The 15,667-nt window shown below is 46.2% G+C and carries 17 protein-coding genes, 1 pseudogene and 1 riboswitch; of the genes and pseudogenes, 6 read left to right on the forward strand and 12 right to left on the reverse strand.

Annotation, left to right across the window (positions count from 1 at the left end):
• The first annotated feature begins 81 nt into the window (after positions 1–81).
• Positions 82–1,029: an EamA family transporter gene (locus G395_RS0111665; RefSeq protein ID WP_035361130.1), complete on the forward strand. Its 948-nt coding sequence runs from the start codon at positions 82–84 to the stop codon at positions 1,027–1,029.
• A gap of 22 nt (positions 1,030–1,051) precedes the next feature.
• Here G395_RS0111665 and G395_RS0111670 read toward each other — a convergent pair whose 3' ends face one another.
• The 9 genes from G395_RS0111670 to G395_RS29250 form a co-directional block, all read right to left on the reverse strand.
• Positions 1,052–1,303, reverse strand: a complete 252-nt coding sequence (locus tag G395_RS0111670) for a hypothetical protein (RefSeq protein ID WP_026630207.1) — start codon at positions 1,301–1,303, stop codon at positions 1,052–1,054.
• A gap of 43 nt (positions 1,304–1,346) precedes the next feature.
• Positions 1,347–2,522 (reverse strand): cysteine desulfurase family protein, encoded by a 1,176-nt coding sequence (locus tag G395_RS29230; protein ID WP_051350129.1) that lies wholly within the window; start codon positions 2,520–2,522, stop codon positions 1,347–1,349.
• A 168-nt stretch (positions 2,523–2,690) separates the two neighbouring features.
• Positions 2,691–2,784, reverse strand: a riboswitch (SAM riboswitch).
• A 97-nt stretch (positions 2,785–2,881) separates the two neighbouring features.
• On the reverse strand, positions 2,882–4,306 hold the full coding sequence (locus G395_RS29235) for a sulfatase (RefSeq protein WP_084439575.1): 1,425 nt from the start codon (positions 4,304–4,306) through the stop codon (positions 2,882–2,884).
• A 46-nt stretch (positions 4,307–4,352) separates the two neighbouring features.
• A complete protein-coding gene (locus G395_RS0111685) occupies positions 4,353–4,751 on the reverse strand; it encodes a type II toxin-antitoxin system VapC family toxin (protein WP_026630208.1) in 399 nt (132 codons plus the stop codon).
• Entirely contained in the window at positions 4,748–4,981 is a 234-nt protein-coding gene (locus G395_RS0111690) for a type II toxin-antitoxin system Phd/YefM family antitoxin (RefSeq protein WP_026630209.1), read from the reverse strand. The genes G395_RS0111685 and G395_RS0111690 overlap by 4 nt, the downstream gene beginning before the upstream one ends.
• Before the next feature lie 83 nt (positions 4,982–5,064).
• Positions 5,065–5,934, reverse strand: coding sequence for a ThuA domain-containing protein (locus G395_RS29240; protein WP_051350130.1), 870 nt, complete (start codon positions 5,932–5,934; stop codon positions 5,065–5,067).
• Positions 5,935–5,987: 53 nt separating this feature from the next.
• On the reverse strand, positions 5,988–6,158 hold the full coding sequence (locus G395_RS31680) for a T9SS type A sorting domain-containing protein (RefSeq protein WP_084439577.1): 171 nt from the start codon (positions 6,156–6,158) through the stop codon (positions 5,988–5,990).
• Positions 6,155–7,732 (reverse strand): M1 family metallopeptidase, encoded by a 1,578-nt coding sequence (locus tag G395_RS29245; protein ID WP_051350131.1) that lies wholly within the window; start codon positions 7,730–7,732, stop codon positions 6,155–6,157. Before G395_RS29245 ends, G395_RS31680 begins: the two co-directional genes overlap by 4 nt.
• A gap of 176 nt (positions 7,733–7,908) precedes the next feature.
• Positions 7,909–8,115 carry a hypothetical protein gene (locus G395_RS29250; protein WP_211237770.1) on the reverse strand — a complete coding sequence of 69 codons (207 nt, stop codon included), beginning with the start codon at positions 8,113–8,115 and terminating at the stop codon, positions 7,909–7,911.
• Positions 8,116–8,258: 143 nt separating this feature from the next.
• On the opposite strand from G395_RS29250, the gene G395_RS29255 reads away from it, so the two are divergent.
• From G395_RS29255 to G395_RS32725, 4 genes and pseudogenes are all read left to right on the forward strand, one after another.
• Positions 8,259–8,792 (forward strand): hypothetical protein, encoded by a 534-nt coding sequence (locus G395_RS29255; protein WP_211237771.1) that lies wholly within the window; start codon positions 8,259–8,261, stop codon positions 8,790–8,792.
• Positions 8,793–9,077: 285 nt separating this feature from the next.
• A complete protein-coding gene (locus G395_RS0111720; protein WP_035361133.1) occupies positions 9,078–9,854 on the forward strand; it encodes a DUF899 domain-containing protein in 777 nt (258 codons plus the stop codon).
• A 32-nt stretch (positions 9,855–9,886) separates the two neighbouring features.
• A pseudogene (locus G395_RS33230) lies at positions 9,887–11,341 on the forward strand (outer membrane protein assembly factor BamB family protein).
• A complete protein-coding gene (locus G395_RS32725; RefSeq protein WP_229204146.1) occupies positions 11,338–12,015 on the forward strand; it encodes a c-type cytochrome in 678 nt (225 codons plus the stop codon). The pseudogene G395_RS33230 and the gene G395_RS32725 overlap by 4 nt, the downstream one beginning before the upstream one ends.
• Here G395_RS32725 and G395_RS0111730 read toward each other — a convergent pair.
• Entirely contained in the window at positions 12,012–12,386 is a 375-nt protein-coding gene (locus G395_RS0111730) for a DoxX family protein (RefSeq protein WP_026630211.1), read from the reverse strand. The two genes, G395_RS32725 and G395_RS0111730, sit on opposite strands and share 4 nt — an antisense overlap.
• Positions 12,387–12,486: 100 nt before the next feature.
• On the opposite strand from G395_RS0111730, the gene G395_RS29265 reads away from it, so the two are divergent.
• Complete coding sequence (locus G395_RS29265) at positions 12,487–12,894, forward strand: winged helix-turn-helix transcriptional regulator (RefSeq protein ID WP_035361136.1); 408 nt, start codon at positions 12,487–12,489, stop codon at positions 12,892–12,894.
• Here the strand turns inward: G395_RS29265 and G395_RS0111740 are convergent.
• Together G395_RS0111740 and G395_RS0111745 are read right to left on the reverse strand one after the other, a co-directional pair.
• On the reverse strand, positions 12,869–13,750 hold the full coding sequence (locus G395_RS0111740; protein WP_229204147.1) for a hypothetical protein: 882 nt from the start codon (positions 13,748–13,750) through the stop codon (positions 12,869–12,871). The two genes, G395_RS29265 and G395_RS0111740, sit on opposite strands and share 26 nt — an antisense overlap.
• 255 nt (positions 13,751–14,005) lie before the next feature.
• Entirely contained in the window at positions 14,006–15,634 is a 1,629-nt protein-coding gene (locus G395_RS0111745) for an alpha-amylase family protein (protein WP_026630213.1), read from the reverse strand.
• Between the last annotated feature and the right edge of the window lie 33 nt (positions 15,635–15,667).

Here is a 15,667-nt window from a genome sequence, read left to right on the forward strand (position 1 = left end):
ATACTTTCTACCAGGAACACCATTGTGCCGGAAACGGTTAAAGAAGAATAACAATTAGTCATACCGGAAAAATAAAAGATCATGCAAGCACAAAGTAAAGCACCTTCCACCCTCATGGTGGTATTGGCTTTTGCCACCGTTTACATCGTATGGGGATCGACTTACTTCTTCATTCAGCGCGCGCTGGAAGGTTTTCCGCCGTTTTTCCTGGGCGCTTTCCGCTTCATTATTGCTGGGCTTATTATGCTGGCTTGGAGTGTTGCACAAGGCGAAAATGTATTTTCTCTCAAAGCGATCAAGCCCGCGATCATTACCGGACTTTTGTTGCTTTTCATCGGCAATGGCATTGTCATATGGGTTGAGCAGTTTCTTCCCAGCGCAATGGTCGCCATCATGATCTCCTCATCTCCACTATGGTTTATCGTCCTGGATAAACCGAAATGGTCTGAAAATCTTAGCAACAAATCGACGATTGTAGGTCTGTTGATCGGGTTTGCAGGGGTAGTGCTGTTGTTCAGTGAAAAAATAATGATTTCCATGTCGTCCATGAACAGTTCGCGTGATCTGTTCGCGATGGCGCTCGTCGTTTTTGGCTCGATGGCCTGGGCTGGCGGTTCTTTGTTTTCCAAATACAAATCAGGCACCGACTCGGCAAGTGTTAATTCGACCTGGCAAATGCTGGCAGCCGGATTTGCTTTCCTTCCAGGCAGCATTATCTCGGGCGAACTGGCGACCTTGAATCTTGCAGCCATTCCGATGGAAGCCTGGCTATCGACATTATACCTGATTGTTTTTGGGTCGATTGCCGGTTTTGGAGCATATGTCTGGCTGCTAAAAGTCCAGCCGGCAACCAAGGTTAGCACTTACGCCTATGTTAATCCCGTCGTAGCTGTCCTTTTGGGGATATTTTTTGCAAACGAATCTATTTCTGTCCTGCAAATAGTGGGGCTGGTCATTATTCTCGGCAGCGTGTTGCTGATCAACCTGCACAAATATCGGAAGCCAAAACAAGTCGTATCCGCTTATTGATCTCTTGGAGGAATGTGAGCAGTTAACACAAGGAAGCTTCTGTGATCTGCTCCACCTCTGAAATGTCCCTGTTTCTTTTGATCAAATTTAAGATCCGTTCAAAATCAACAAGTTGTGAAGCTTCGAAGGCAATGACGCCTACGAAAACTCTTCCCTTGCTGATAAAGTTAAGGTGTTTGATCCTTGCACCATTAAACGATTCAACGATGGATGTGATCTTATGGAGACTTACAGCACTTCTGTAAATGATTTTGAGAAAGAAAATTTTGCTCATTTTAGTACTTTTTATCGTGGCTAATAATTGAAGAACCAACGGCTCAATGCATTAATTCCAGACGGAAATGTGACTGGCCGCGTGATGCAGGATCGGCATTATAAATGTTCACAACGGCCTGCACAATGTGATCAATCTCATCGAATGTGTTGAACTTGCTAAACGAAAAACGGACATTTTCTTTATCCTTCTGACAAGGAAGCGCGCTGATCACATGCGAGCTGCCCTGACTGGAACAAGCGCTGCCGCCGGAAACTGCAATGCCCAGATTATCAAGACTTTTAACCAAACTTCCCGCAGCCAAACATGGAAATGAAACGTTCAGGATGTTTGCCAGGCTGTTTTCAACAGAGTGACTTTCGCCATTATAACAAATGCCGTACACACCACTGATCGCCAGTTTGGAGACCATATATTGCTTCAACTTGCTGACTACGGAATGGTTGCTGTCCAGGTCGCGGTAAGCCACTTCGAGCGCTTTGGCCAGCCCTACAATGCCGGTCACATTCTCTGTTCCTCCGCGCTGTCCTTTTTCCTGGCCTCCGCCAAAAATTTGGGCATGAATGCGGTGTTTTTTATTGATATAGATAAATCCGGCACCTTTAGGTCCGTGGAATTTGTGGGCGGAACCCACCAGAAAATCGATAGGCGTCTGGGTCAGATCGATCCATTGCTTCCCGATTGTCTGGGTGGTGTCCGTGAAAAAAATGGAATAATAACGTTGAGCAAGTTTACTGATCGCGTGGATATCTGTCAGATTTCCAATTTCATTATTGCCGTGCATCAGACAGATCAATGTCTGTGGATTGGCTCTTAAAAGGTTTTCAAGATGGTAAAGATCAACATTGCCGCGCTCGTCCAACTGCACAAAACTCGTTTCAATATCACCCGATTTTTCGTGTTGGAGAATGGTTTGTAAAACAGCCTTATGTTCAATTTTGCTCGTCACGACATGGCTAATGTCATATTTCGCAATCGCACCGGAAATGGCAAGGTTGATGGCCTCAGTGGCACCGGACGTAAAATATATTTCTTCCGCAGAAGCATTTAAAACATTCGCAACCAGCTTCCGCGAATCTTCGATCGCAGCTTTCACCTTCCGTCCTGCCCAGTGGGTGGACGACGGGTTGCCGAAGCTGGCGGTAAAAAATGGAAGGATCGCTTCAATCACTTCCGGATCCAGCGCAGTTGTGGCGGCGTTATCACAATAAATTTCCATGTTGATCTAAGTGTTAAATGTTATCAGTTTATTGATTCCAAATGCCGCACCTTGCCTGGATAATCGTAACAATTCCGCCAAATACGAAAGCGTAACGACCATGCACGGACAAGCCTCTGGCTTTCCTTAACTCGATTGTACTCTGTTACTCCGGTGGTTGGATTCTCAGATTTATCATTAGAATTAGGTTGGGGCACCTTAAAAAGTCATAGGTTGCCAGAAGATCATAGAGCCTAACCTCTCCCTTCCTTCTTTATAAATCTACTAATTCGATAGACAAAGATGTAATAAAGATTTTAAAGATGCAAGAAGAGTGAAAAATTTTTGAGAAAATGCGTGGTGCGCAGGTTAGCTGCCGTTTATTTGGTTTCCGGATAGCCTTTTTGGAGGAGCATGGCTAGTTCATTGACGGTGATAATGTAGGTGCTTTCTTTGGCAAGGTTCGTGAATTCGTTGGGGTCTTTCTGGTGGTCGTATAATTCTACGCCTGCTTTGCCTCCATCCCATTCCGTGTAACGGAAGCGCTCCGTTCTTACGCTGCGGCCGATAATTTTATCCCGGCGAACTTGGGTGTAAGCAGCTTTATCCCAAATGCCATCCGGATTCTTGAGTAATGATGCCAGACTTTTGCCGCCGAGTTTTTGGGTAGGCGTTAGTCCGCAGAGCTCAGCTAATGTTGGATAAATGTCTAACAATTCCACGGTCCTGCCCGATGCCTTTCCAGCAGTTCCGCCCGGCACTGAGAAGATTAATGGAACGTGCGCAGCATTTTCGAAAAGGCTCTGTTTCATCCACTGGCCGTGCTGGCCTACATTATAACCGTGATCGCTCCACAAAACGATGATCGTTTTGTTTGTTAGTTTCAACCGGTCCAGTTCGTCCAGCACCCTTCCTACTTGCGCATCCATGAATGAAATAGATGCATAATAGGCGCGCAATGCCTCTTTTCTTTGCGCTACTGAAAGGCCTAAATGTGCCGGTTTGGTAGAAATTGCTGCTTCCGGAACGTCGTCTAGGTCATTTTGAATTTCCTTTGGAAGTGGGATTGATGCCAGCGGATATTGGTCAAAATATTTTTTTGGCGCTACATAAGGCGAGTGCGGACGATAAAAACCAACCGCCAGGAAAAACGGCCCAGCCTTCTTTTCCTTCAATAATTTTATAGCCTCGCTCGCAACCATTCCATCTGTCTGCTCTTCATCCGCTCCTTCGCTAGCATGCCAGGCGAGTGCGCTGCCAAGGCTTTGGGCCGGTGTCAGATTTTTAACTAATGATTCTTCGGTTTTGTCACGCCCTTTTGGGTTGATCTTTCGGTCCCAGGAAATAGGGTCGTCCAGACCGTCCGTCCCGATCTGCCCTGGAACGCCGTAATGATATATTTTCCCGACTCGGGCGCTGTAATAATCGTTGTTCTTAAATAGCTGCGGCAATGTTACCACGTTGGGAAGATTCTTGCGGAAGTGTGTTTGCAGTTCGTACACCTTGGTAACATCAGGTCGCTGGCCGGTTAGGAGGGAAGAGCGACTCGGGCTGCAAAGTGGGAATTGAGTGTAAGCTTTGTCAAATTTCACCCCGCGTTTGGCAAGGCGGTCAATGTTCGGCGTTTTGACAAATTTATTTCCATAGCAACCTAAATCCGTGTTTAAATCATCAACTGCGATAAAAAGAACATTCAGCTTCCTTTCTGCCTTTCCTTTTTCTTCTTCTGCTGCGTAGCTTTTTTTAACAATACCGCCAGAAAATGTGCAGACAAAAAACGCGGAAACGAAATATCTTTTTATCATCGGTTTTAGGTTTAGTTTAAACTTGCTTTACGCCCAGTGTACCCTCTCACCAAACGACTTTCAATCCCTCCGAAGCATATTTACGAATGTTCTCATCATCGCTGATCAATGTATACTTATGGCAAAGCGCCTGCCAAATGAGCATTCTGTCGAACGGGTCTTTGTGGTAGGTTGCTGTAAGCTGATGGAAACTGCTTGTTTCACTCGCACTCAGGTTCAAGATGCTAAATCCCGCTCCTTCACAAATGTCGGGCATTAAGGATGGACTTGTCTCTCCTATCCGGAGTTTGCCCGAACTCACTTTAATAGATATTTCCCAAAAGCTTATGGAGCTTACCAGTATCTTGTTGTCACTACTGGACAATATTTCCTTAACGCGCCCGGTTAATTTTTCAGTTTCAAAAAATGCCCAGAGTAAAATGTGTGTGTCTAATAGGTAGGTCATATTCCGAATTCTTCATCAGTTGTAATTTTAAAATCATCACTCATAAAGAATTCTCCTTTGCCTTGAAGTACCCCTAATTTTCTTGGTTCTTTTTGTACATCATTCGGTACGAGCAGCGCCTTTACTTCCTTACTTCTTCCGTAAGTAATACCAATCTTTTCTCCCTTTTCGACGTCTTTCAGGACTTGGGAAAAATGTGTCTTGAATTCTCCAACAGTCATTGTTTTCATAATCAGCTTTTTAATCAAATATAAAGTTTATTTGTCAAGTTGTCAAGTTGCTTATGTAATGAGCGTTGAGCTTTGGATCTGTATCAGTCTAACTTTTTTGTTAACGCATTCAACGCTGCCTCCGTGGGCGTTGATGAGCGGATTCCTTCATCCGGTATTTTGGCTTTGGCAGTCCAGGCAATAGCGTTCAGGACTACTTTTCTGAAATTATCATTGCCCCAGTTCTTGTGCATATGCCCGCCTGAAAACCCAAACCCGCGACCACCGTCTGGTCTTTCCAATGCCCAGGCCACAGGTTGCAGCTCTTTTTTGGTAAGCACTGCTTCGCGAACGGCCGGATTATTAGAGTGCGTTCCGTCCTTTCCTTTTAATGTAGATTCTGGCGGTAAGGCTTGCAAAATCGGAGTTATATTTTTCATCCCATCGGCAAAACGCATGTGATAATACCATTCGTCTGTGATGGAAAATGGCTTTACGCCATTAGTGATCGGGTGGTCAGGAAAAGTGGAAAAAGCAGCTTCCCAGACCGGGTTAACCGACCAATTTATCTCAAAATAACCCCCTATCCAATCCTTAAAGTGATTTCCAACGTCTCCCGCCGGGACTTCAAGCGAGAAATGCAGCATTACCAACCCAACTCCCTTTTTCATCAACCGGTCCATTTCTGCCAGATGCGGAATCAACAAATGATCGCCTCCCCCATCCGCATAAATCACAATCGCATCGGCATCATTTAAGACAGCACGGTCCTTTGGCCAACCACTTTGAAGCAGCACAGCATTCACGCCCGGTAATCCTTCTTTGATGGATTTCACAAGCAATGTGCTGCCGCCCTGGTGCTCATGCTCTCCTTTACCGTGGCTGTCAGGCCCGGCGATGAAGACAATTTTTTGGGCCAAAATATGACCACTCACGAAGGCCAGTAATAATGTGATTTTGAGTATCCGCTTCATCCTCGTATATAGTCGGTTATGAATACAGCTGGTAAAAAATCACGCCATGCACATTATTCCTTCATGAATCTTACCGCCTTAATGCTTTTATTAACAACATCTTCGACCTGCAAAATGTACACTCCGTGCTGCAATGCCGAAACAGGGATGGAATTGCTATTTGACTGGGAAACATGTTCCAATCGCTCTAAATGGCCTTCTGCATTGTAAATCGAAACATTCATTTCGCCCCGATTTTCCCCGTTCGTTCTGAAATGCAGCACGGCAAGGGCAATTTGAAAAACCCAACAGAAGCATGAGAAGTCGACTGGCTAACCTTGATCTGGACATTATTGCCATCAGGGAACCACTGCACTTTATAAGACGGATAGCCTTCACCGATGAACCACTGGTCGAAAAAATATGTCAGGTCCTTTCCGCTAACGGCTTCCAGGTGGCTTTTAAGATCATTGGTCGTAGCGAAGCCGTAAGCCAGTGCCGGATCTTGCAGATAATTTTTAACTCCTGAAAAAAACACTGCATCACTTAATATCCACCGGAGCATATATAGCAGGTACGAACCTTTTGCATAACTAAGCCTCTGATCGAAAATACGACCGACGCTATTTATATTATCGACCCAAACAGAGCCTCCATCTTGACTGGTTATGAAATCTATTTCTGTCTGCCTGCTAGACAATATATTTTCAGGGTATTTATTTTCTAAGTATATACCTGTTAAAAAAGAAGCAAAGCCTTCGTTAAGCCAAATATCTTCCCAATTAGCGCATGTAATCTTATTGCCAAACCATTGATGAGCAAGTTCATGCGCAATAAGTTGCTCGCTCATATTATACATAAACGAGCACGTCTGATGCTCCATGCCTCCTCCCCAATTAAACTGAACATGTGAGTACTTTTCTTTTAAAAATGGATAAGTGCCAAAAATCCCGCTGAAGAGCGTTAGTGCATTGATCGCATCTTGTGCTCCTTTCTCAAAGGACATTTTGCTCTCGGAATAGCAAAACGTTTGAACAGGCATTTCTAGATTTCCTGTTTTGAATTTGTCATTTATAACTAAATAATCACTTACAGCGAGACATATAAGGTAGGTGGCAATAGGATATCTATGCTTCCAATGAGTAACGATTTTACCACTTGGTAGGAGAATCTCACCTTGTAGCATTCCATTAGACACCGCTTTGAATGGTGACGGATGTGTAATAAATACGTCTAAAGAATCTGCCTTATCATTTAATCCATTTTTGCAAGGCCACCAATCACTGCTGCCATACGGTTCGCTCAAAGTCCAAAGAACTGGTGATAGCGGTAGTGCATTTCCGTGAAGAGATGTTTCAAATGAACCCATCCCAGCTGATGGAGGAATTCCTTTGTAAGTCACCGTTATAGAATCAGTCACACCTTTTTGAAGTGGCACGGGAAAACTAATATCTATTTTGTTATTCACATGTGATACAGACAAAGGCTCATCTTGTCTTAACACGGACAGAACAGTGAGGTTATTTACCAGGTCAAGTGAAATAACATTCGAAGCCAATGTCATTTTAAAGTATATAGTGACTTTGCCTTTCACATATCTTAACGCAGGGTCAATATCCCATTCACAACGATAATATTTGACGTCGAAATTCTGTGAAGCGCTTGTTCGAGCATTTATTAGGTCACCTTCTAGCCTTCGCTGAAACCCTTTTTGCTCCTTATGGGAAATGCTTTCTAAATCTTCAAGATAGCTCTTGCTGAGCTGCGCTCGTGCCCAACAAGGGACAACAAGTAAGACTAACACCAGAATTGTTCTCATAAGCGATTTGTTTAGTCAATGGTGGTAATTCAGACATTGAAACTTTTCGCTAAAATGAGTAAAAGGATGCTGCTAACGAGAAATGGTTTACCCAGTGACCATATGAATTTTTCTAACGGTAATAAACTGCGCCTGGACCGACAACATGTACGCAGCAGAGGAGGGTTATTACGGCATTAATCCAAGGCGTCGTTTAATTGAATTGTATAAACTCCGTCATCGCCTTTTTCGGGCAGCGACATTTCAAGTCCTTCGCTTTTATTGACCCGCAAATAATTCTCGACAGCCAGGATCGCTTCATCCTCAGATGCAACATTGGATACAGAAAGCGTAACTCCCGACTTAACAGATCCCGAAGGATCCAGATTTTTGATATTTGGCATAATGTTCTGTGTTTTTAGTGACGTTTATAAATTCCCGTACCAGATTTTGGATATAACAAAACAGCCCGCCGATGGGCGGGCCGTTTATATTCAAAACCTAACTATGTCTCAGCTATTATTTCTGAGGAGTTGATGGTCTTGAAGTGCTGCTACCTGGAACTGTCGATGACGATGATGGCGTGGTAGTACTTCCCGGCACTGTTGATGATGGGATAGTTGTACCCTGCGGAACAGTTGAAGGTTGTGTTGTATTGTTAGGAATGCTTGAAGCTGGCACATTGCTGTTTGGCGTTGTACCTGATGATGGCTGCGTTGCGCTTCCAGGAATTGTTGTCGATGGCTGTGTAGTGGATGAACCCGGTGTAGTAGACGATCCTGGCACAGTGCTCGATGGCTGTGTAGTTCTGTCAGGCACAGTTCCCGGGGGAACTGATGATGGCCTGGTTGTAGAACCAGATGTGGTTGTCGACGGCTGCGTCGTCGAACCTGACTGGGTTGACGAACGAGGCTGTGTTGTTGAACCTGGCTGGCTCGATCCAGGTAAAGTTGATGGTTGCGTTGTGCTGCCGGGAACCGTTCTTGGTTGTGTTGACGAGCTGCCCGGCGTGGTCGACGGCTGCGTCGTGCTGGATGGCGAACTGCTTGACGATGAACCGCTTGATGGTGTTGTCGTTTGAGCAAATATAGCTGTTGACCCTAGTAATGCGATTCCTAATATGTTTAACTTTAAAGCTTTCATGACAATTGGTTTTAGTGATGAATTTTGATTGTTTTACGACATTATAATGGGTAAGTAAAAAGAATCATACCAATGCGGCACATCATTAAGCAAACTTCCCCAATTATCCCCGTGAAATCCGGCTCCACGTTTTTCTGTCCCAAACACCCCCCGGATTCGACGTTTTTACACACCCTTATTTACCCAATTATTGGGGAAGTTTGTAAACAACAATCATATACACATGGAAAAACAGAATGAATTTTCAGCTGCTATCGCGACAGAAGGCACTGATAACCATCGCATTGTATCGCAGGAGAAATGGATTGAAGCACGGAAGCACCTGCTTAAAAAGGAAAAAGAACTCACACGGCTCAATGATGAGCTGGCCCGTCAGCGCCGTCAGCTGCCGTGGGTTGAGGTTAATAAGCACTATATATTTGAGAGCGAGCAGGGCCGGAAAACGTTATCCGACCTCTTTGATGGTAAAAGTCAGCTGATTATTTACCACTTCATGTTTGCGCCCGGCGACAAAGAAGGTTGCCCTGGCTGCTCGTTCCTGGCCGATCATATTGATGGTGCTAACCTGCACCTTGCCCATCACGATATTTCTGTTGTAGTCGTTTCCCGTGCTCCGTTGCAGGAATTATTGCCTTTTAAGAACCGCATGGAATGGAAGTTCGAGTGGGTTTCATCGTTCGGCAGCGATTTTAATTATGATTACTATGTCTCCTTTACCCCGGAGCAGCTCAATAACGGGTCGATTTATTACAATTATGAAAATTTAAAACACGATGACGGAACCGAGTCTCCGGGAACAAGTGTGTTTTTTAAGGATAAATCGGGCAACATTTATCACACTTATTCCAGTTATGCCCGCGGTGGCGACATTCTGGTGGGTGCCCACAATTTCCTGGATATCACCCCAAAAGGCAGAAATGAAGACGGCGCCATGGATTGGATGCGGCATCACGATAAATACGATGAGTACAAAAAGGATAATAATTCCTGCTGCCATTAAATATAGATAGGGTTGAAATTATTTAAGTGTGCATGCGAAAACTCACCTTATTACTGCCTGTTATCGCTTTCGCAGCCTTTGCAGCTTATCAAACGAAAGATGATGACCGCACCTGGGCTATCTATAAGGCCGATGCCGAAAGCACGAGTTACGCGCCGCTCGCTCAAATCAATACAGCCAATGTGCATCAGCTGCAACCTGCGTGGACCTTCGCACTGAGCGATATGAAGCCAGGATCCAGACCCGCGAACAGCGAATGCAATCCCATTATTATCGATGGCGTAATGTACGCAACCTCAGCAAAACACCTCGTGTACGCCGTGGACGCAGGAACTGGAAAACAACTTTGGTCCTTTGACCCCTTTGATGGGGCCGAAGGCGGCGGCGTGAGCCGTGGTGTCACTTATTGGGAAAATGGCGATGACAAACGAATACTGGTCACCGGCGGCGATATACTTTTCGCACTAAATGCACAGACTGGTAAGCCTATCCCAACGTTTGGGAAAGAAGGAAAAGTAAGCATGAATGTAGGCCTTAGGGACGATCCGGAAACTATTTCTGTGATTCCTACCAGTCCGGGAATTGTGTACAACGACCTGCTCATTATGGGTGCAGAAGTGTCGGAATTGTATGGTGCACAGCCCGGCTATATCCGCGCTTACAATTGCATGACGGGTAAGTTGGAATGGACCTTTCACACCATTCCGCTACCAGGAGAGCCTGGCTATGAAACCTGGCCGAAGGACGCTTATAAATATGCAGGCGGTGTGAACGATTGGGCAGGAATGAGCCTGGACACAAAACGAGGCATTGTTTTTCTCGCATTGGGCTCCCCCAGCTACGATTTTTACGGAGCCGACCGGAAAGGAAACAATTTATATGCCAACAGCGTCGTGGCGCTCGATGCTGCAACTGGCAAATAAATTTGGCATTATCAGCTCGTGCATCACGATCTTTGGGATTACGATCTGCCGGCTCCGCCCAATCTTGTAACCGTAGCGCGGGCTGGCAAAAATGTGGATGCAGTTGCCCAGGTTACCAAGCACGGATTTGTTTTTGTTTTTAACCGAGAAACCGGTGAGCCACTCTTCCCGATCGAGGAGCGAAAAGTGCCTGCTTCCCACATTCCCGGCGAAGTGGCGTCGCCTACCCAGCCGTTCCCGATCAAACCCAAACCATTTGCAAGACAATGGATGACCGAAGCTGATCTGACGCACTATTCAGATGCAGGCCGGGATTCTATTCGCAAAAAATTCAGGTCCATGCGATATGAAGGACTTTTCACCCCACCCGACCTGAAAGGCACGTTAATGCTACCCGGCAGCCGCGGTGGGGCAGAATGGGGCGGGGCGGCATATGACCCGTTGACTTCTGTTCTTTTTGTCAAATCAAATGATTCGCCGGAAATCCAGTCGATGAAGAAGGTGGACGAAGAAAAGGAAGCCAAGGATCAGACGGTTTTTGAACAAGGAAATCCGTTTATATGACCTACTGCGTGGCATGTCATGGCAAAGACAAAAACGGTGACGAGCCGAATTATCCCTCCCTGATCGGCCTGAAAAACCGGATGACACCGGAGGCAGCATTGGGTAAGATCAAAAAAGGTGGGGGGAAAATGCCTGCATTCGCCAGCGTAGTGAAAGGTAAGGAAAAGGGAATCATTGCATTCCTTTATGAACGCGAACAAAACTCGGGCAAAGTCAGTAAAATGGAAACTGGTCAGACCAAAGCCGGGGCTGATAAATATCTCAACCTGACTGCATACGGGCATTTCCGCGATCCGGACGGCAACCCAACGCTTCGCCCGCCATGGGGCACATTGAATGCGATTAATCTCACAACCGGGAATTATGAATGGCAGATCCCACTCGGAAATAACGAACGGCTACGCGCCAAGGATGCGCAAGAAACGGGACAGGATGGCTCTGCAGGGCCCATCGTAACCGCCGGCGGGCTCATTTTCATCAGCGGCACCCATGATAAAAAGCTCCACGCGATCGACAAAAAAACCGGAAAGATCCTTTGGGAAACCCTCCTACCCGGCGTCGCCAATGCAACTGCCTGCTCTTACATGCATAAGGGCAAGCAATATGTTGCATTGTCGGTGGGCGGAACGAAGGAAAACCCATCGGGTTCTATCATGGCGTTCGCGTTGCCTTAATACCAGGCAGCTTTTTCAGCATTCGAACCTGGCAGAAAAATGCTGCTATCGCGCAGGAATGCCGCAACCCAGATCAAAATCATCGGAAGCAATGCATTGAATGGTGTCCCGTGAGAAAGTTCGGTGGCCAGGGCCCCGGCAAAGTAGCAGGATAGCAGAATAAAGCCAATCTTCATTGTTTTCGGGTAAATAAATAATGCTGTAAAGCCGATTTCCATCAACCCGAGCGGAACGCGGTAATCGCCCACACCAACCTTCGCTAATGTACTGACAACCTCTTCGCTTCCTGATAATTTCATGACCCCGCTCATAACGACAAGCGCGCTGGCGACTATTGTTACTCCAATGGTGGTAATTCTCTTTGCTTTCATAATTGTTTTATTTTCAGCAAAAATAGATACCTTTACTTACGAATATATAGTAATATACAAAAGGTTAGCAGTATCCTTTTGGTTATTCTCAGCAATAATTATGGATCAATTACATGGATTTTCAAGACCACATTCCGGTGCGGAATGTAATAGCAAATTAGGTGCAATCGGAGATGCGCTTTATGTAATTGGCGGAAAATGGCGGTTACGGATCATCGTGGCGCTAACGGAAGGCGGCTCGCGGTTCAATGAATTGCAGCGCATGCTGCCGGGAATCTCGCCGCGTGTCCTTTCCAACGAACTCAAAGAACTGGAAATAAACGGCTTTCTAACCAGAAATGTTTTTACAGACACGCCGGTTGTTGTGGAATATAAGCTTACACCATATAGCCGCACTCTGGACAGCGTGATGGGAGCACTTGTGGAATGGGGCGAAATGCACCGGATTAAAATACGCGAGGATGATATGCAGACTACAAAGCCTATTGCTCAGGAAGCGATACTGTAATATGCCACATGTCTCCCGAATTTGTCACTTTCGGCGTGCCCCAAACACCCGGGCCGCCATCGGTCCGGAGATATACACCGAAAACCAGGCTGGTAACGTCTGAGCCGGTAACCATCAGGCTTCCGCAGGCGGCACCATTGCCGCAATGGCCGGTTATGGTGGATTTGGTATGTAAAATTTTAGTTTTGGAATCGTCCAGGACCAGCTCTTTACTTCCCGAGAGTTTGACTAATGTTCTGCCGGGCGTTTGAAGTTCCAGCTCTGTGGTAAAACCGAGGCGTTTATTCGCAAAATTGGTCGTTGCCCCTAGCCCAGCCAATGTGATCACCGGATTATTGACCGGCCTGCTGAACTGCAAACGCAGCTTGCCGTAATAATAACGGCTTGTATCAGCAGTAGAAGCATTCGCAGCCTGCAATGGTTTTGCCGACAAAAAGACCTGCACTCCTACATTGGTGTACAAATTCACCCCGCGCCCCGCTTCTCCCTTCGGATGCGACGTAAAAAGCGTTCGTGCAGAATCCTCAAAATAATAATTGTTATTGACCACCGGAACAGATTTCACCTGCGTGGCACTCGCGCCCGAAGCCGCCCCGAATGTCATTCCAGTCACGTGCTGGGGAACAGTAATGTAAGGCTGATCATCGAAACTGAATGTGACGGTAAGGTCGGATTGGGGTTTTTGGAAATAAATGCCTTCGTCCTTGCTGCCGTTGTTGTTGACAAAAAAAGAGAGTGTTTGCGGAATTGAGGTCGGGCCCTTGGGGACGGGCGGACGGTAACTGTTATTAACGCCATCCTGTACAAATTCAAGCGTGTTTTGTGCGATAGTCGTTTGCGCTGTGATGCAGGCCATCAATAGGGAACACACCCGTATGTTCAGAGTCTGTTTTAAAAGCATGTGTAGTAAAAAAAAGAATCGTTGAGTTGTTTTTCTGCCGCAATATAATGTTTCAAGTGCATGGTTATAGCGGTACCAGTCACAAAAATCTGCAGACCTGTAACCGGCAACGCTATACAATGCAATTTTAAGTATTTGAATATTAAGCCAGTGTGAACATTTGATGCATTCCTGAACGGATCGCAAATTTATCAAATGGCTGCTTCGACATTACGGAACTGCGCGAAACCAGCGGTAACCGTAAGCTTCTAAGGTGATCGTATGTCGGCCCTTTTTGTCTGTTACACTTTCAATGTTGCTCATCAGGTCCGCAATGCGTGTGGCCCCTGCCATTTCCTCAGGAACGACCAGTTCCAAAGATTTTTCCTGGAAATTATGCCATATGAGCAAGATCTTATTTTTCCAGGTGTAACGCATGCCCAGGATTTGATTTTGACCCGTATCCATAATTTCCCAGTTGCCGTAACCAATTTCCGGACACTCTTTTCGCATCCTTATCAGGGAGGTCATCCAGTTCAGCAGGGAACTGGGCTCGCGCCGCTGATTCTCGACATTCACGTGATCATAAGCATAGTAACCTTCCTCAACCACCTGATGCACCAATGTTTCAGCTTGTGAAAAACCGCCTTGTTTTTCGCCCGTCCATTGCATAGGCGTCCTTACGGCGTCGCGCTCTTCCAGTTCGAGGTTATCACCCATGCCAATTTCATCACCATAACGGATAACCGGCGTCCCCGGCAAGGAGAACATTAGGCTGTAAGCTAGTTCTGTTTGCTGCCTGCTGCCGAGCATAGGTGAAAGCCTGCGCCGGATGCCCCGATCATAAAGTTGCATATGTTTTTCAGGACCAAACCTTTCGAAAACAATCTGCCGCTCTTCCTCGGTCAGCCTGCCCAGGTCCAGCTCGTCGTGGTTGCGGAGGAAATGCGCCCACTGGCTGGTGCCGGGAATGTCCCTTGTCGCTTCCAGCGCCTTAATCAGCGGACGCGTGTCGGCAGTGGCCAGGGCGTAGAATGTATATTGGTTGACAAAAAAATTAAACATTAAATGAATGCCGTCACCGTCTTCCCCAAAGTACTTTTTGCTTTCATCCGGTAACACATTCGCTTCTCCCAAAAGCACTGCGTCGCCTTTCCGCCATTGCAGAAACTTCCGCATTTCTTTCAGGTATTCAAAATGCAATGCGGGTTCACCGCCCTTTTTGGAAGTGCTCGATTCAAGTATAAATGGCACGGCGTCCACACGGAAACCTGCGATCCCGAGTTCGAGCCAGTAACCCATAATCTTATTTATTTCTTCCCTTACCTCGGGATTGTCTGTATTCAGATCGGGCTGGAATTCGTAGAAACGGTGAAAATAATATTCTTTTGACTCCTTATCCTTTGTCCAGGTGGCCTTTTGTACACCCGGAAAAACCATGCCTTTGTTCCAGTCCGCCGGCCTCTTCTCCGACCATACATACCAGTCCCTTTTTGGACTATCCTTTGAAGACCGTGCTTCCTTGAACCAGCGGTGCTCGTCGGAAGTGTGATTCACAACAAGATCGATAATGACCTTTATGCCCAGTTTACGGGCCTTATGAATGAAGCTTACAAAGTCGCCGCTGGAACCGTGGCGTGGATCTACGCCGTAAAAGTCGCTGATATCGTAACCATTGTCACGGTTGGGTGTGGGTTGAAAAGGTGCCAGCCAGATCGTGTCTAACCCTAATGCATGCAGATAATCGAGCCGGTTGCAAAGTCCTTCAAAATCGCCCGTTCCGTCACCATTTGCATCCATGAATGTTTCGAGATCGAGGCTGTAAATCACCGCGTTTTTATACCAAAGGTCTTCGAGCATAGGTTTGAGATTTGTTGATTTTGCAAAAACCGT

Origin of the sequence: Dyadobacter alkalitolerans DSM 23607, assembly GCF_000428845.1 — a bacterium.
In the GTDB taxonomy this organism is placed as follows: Bacteria; Bacteroidota; Bacteroidia; order Cytophagales; family Spirosomataceae; genus Dyadobacter; species Dyadobacter alkalitolerans.

Coding starts and splice junctions, on each gene's coding strand:
- G395_RS31680 (WP_084439577.1), bottom strand. CDS start 6,158: ATGAATGTTTCGATTTACAATGCAGAAGGCCATTTAGAGCGATTGGAA.
- G395_RS29230 (WP_051350129.1), bottom strand. CDS start 2,522: ATGGAAATTTATTGTGATAACGCCGCCACAACTGCGCTGGATCCGGAA.
- G395_RS0111745 (WP_026630213.1), bottom strand. CDS start 15,634: ATGCTCGAAGACCTTTGGTATAAAAACGCGGTGATTTACAGCCTCGAT.
- G395_RS0111670 (WP_026630207.1), bottom strand. CDS start 1,303: ATGAGCAAAATTTTCTTTCTCAAAATCATTTACAGAAGTGCTGTAAGT.
- G395_RS29265 (WP_035361136.1), top strand. CDS start 12,487: ATGGATCAATTACATGGATTTTCAAGACCACATTCCGGTGCGGAATGT.
- G395_RS0111740 (WP_229204147.1), bottom strand. CDS start 13,750: ATGGCCTGCATCACAGCGCAAACGACTATCGCACAAAACACGCTTGAA.
- G395_RS0111720 (WP_035361133.1), top strand. CDS start 9,078: ATGGAAAAACAGAATGAATTTTCAGCTGCTATCGCGACAGAAGGCACT.
- G395_RS29235 (WP_084439575.1), bottom strand. CDS start 4,306: ATGATAAAAAGATATTTCGTTTCCGCGTTTTTTGTCTGCACATTTTCT.
- G395_RS32725 (WP_229204146.1), top strand. CDS start 11,338: ATGACCTACTGCGTGGCATGTCATGGCAAAGACAAAAACGGTGACGAG.
- G395_RS29245 (WP_051350131.1), bottom strand. CDS start 7,732: ATGAGAACAATTCTGGTGTTAGTCTTACTTGTTGTCCCTTGTTGGGCA.
- G395_RS0111665 (WP_035361130.1), top strand. CDS start 82: ATGCAAGCACAAAGTAAAGCACCTTCCACCCTCATGGTGGTATTGGCT.
- G395_RS29240 (WP_051350130.1), bottom strand. CDS start 5,934: ATGAAGCGGATACTCAAAATCACATTATTACTGGCCTTCGTGAGTGGT.
- G395_RS29250 (WP_211237770.1), bottom strand. CDS start 8,115: ATGCCAAATATCAAAAATCTGGATCCTTCGGGATCTGTTAAGTCGGGA.
- G395_RS0111685 (WP_026630208.1), bottom strand. CDS start 4,751: ATGACCTACCTATTAGACACACACATTTTACTCTGGGCATTTTTTGAA.
- G395_RS0111730 (WP_026630211.1), bottom strand. CDS start 12,386: ATGAAAGCAAAGAGAATTACCACCATTGGAGTAACAATAGTCGCCAGC.
- G395_RS0111690 (WP_026630209.1), bottom strand. CDS start 4,981: ATGAAAACAATGACTGTTGGAGAATTCAAGACACATTTTTCCCAAGTC.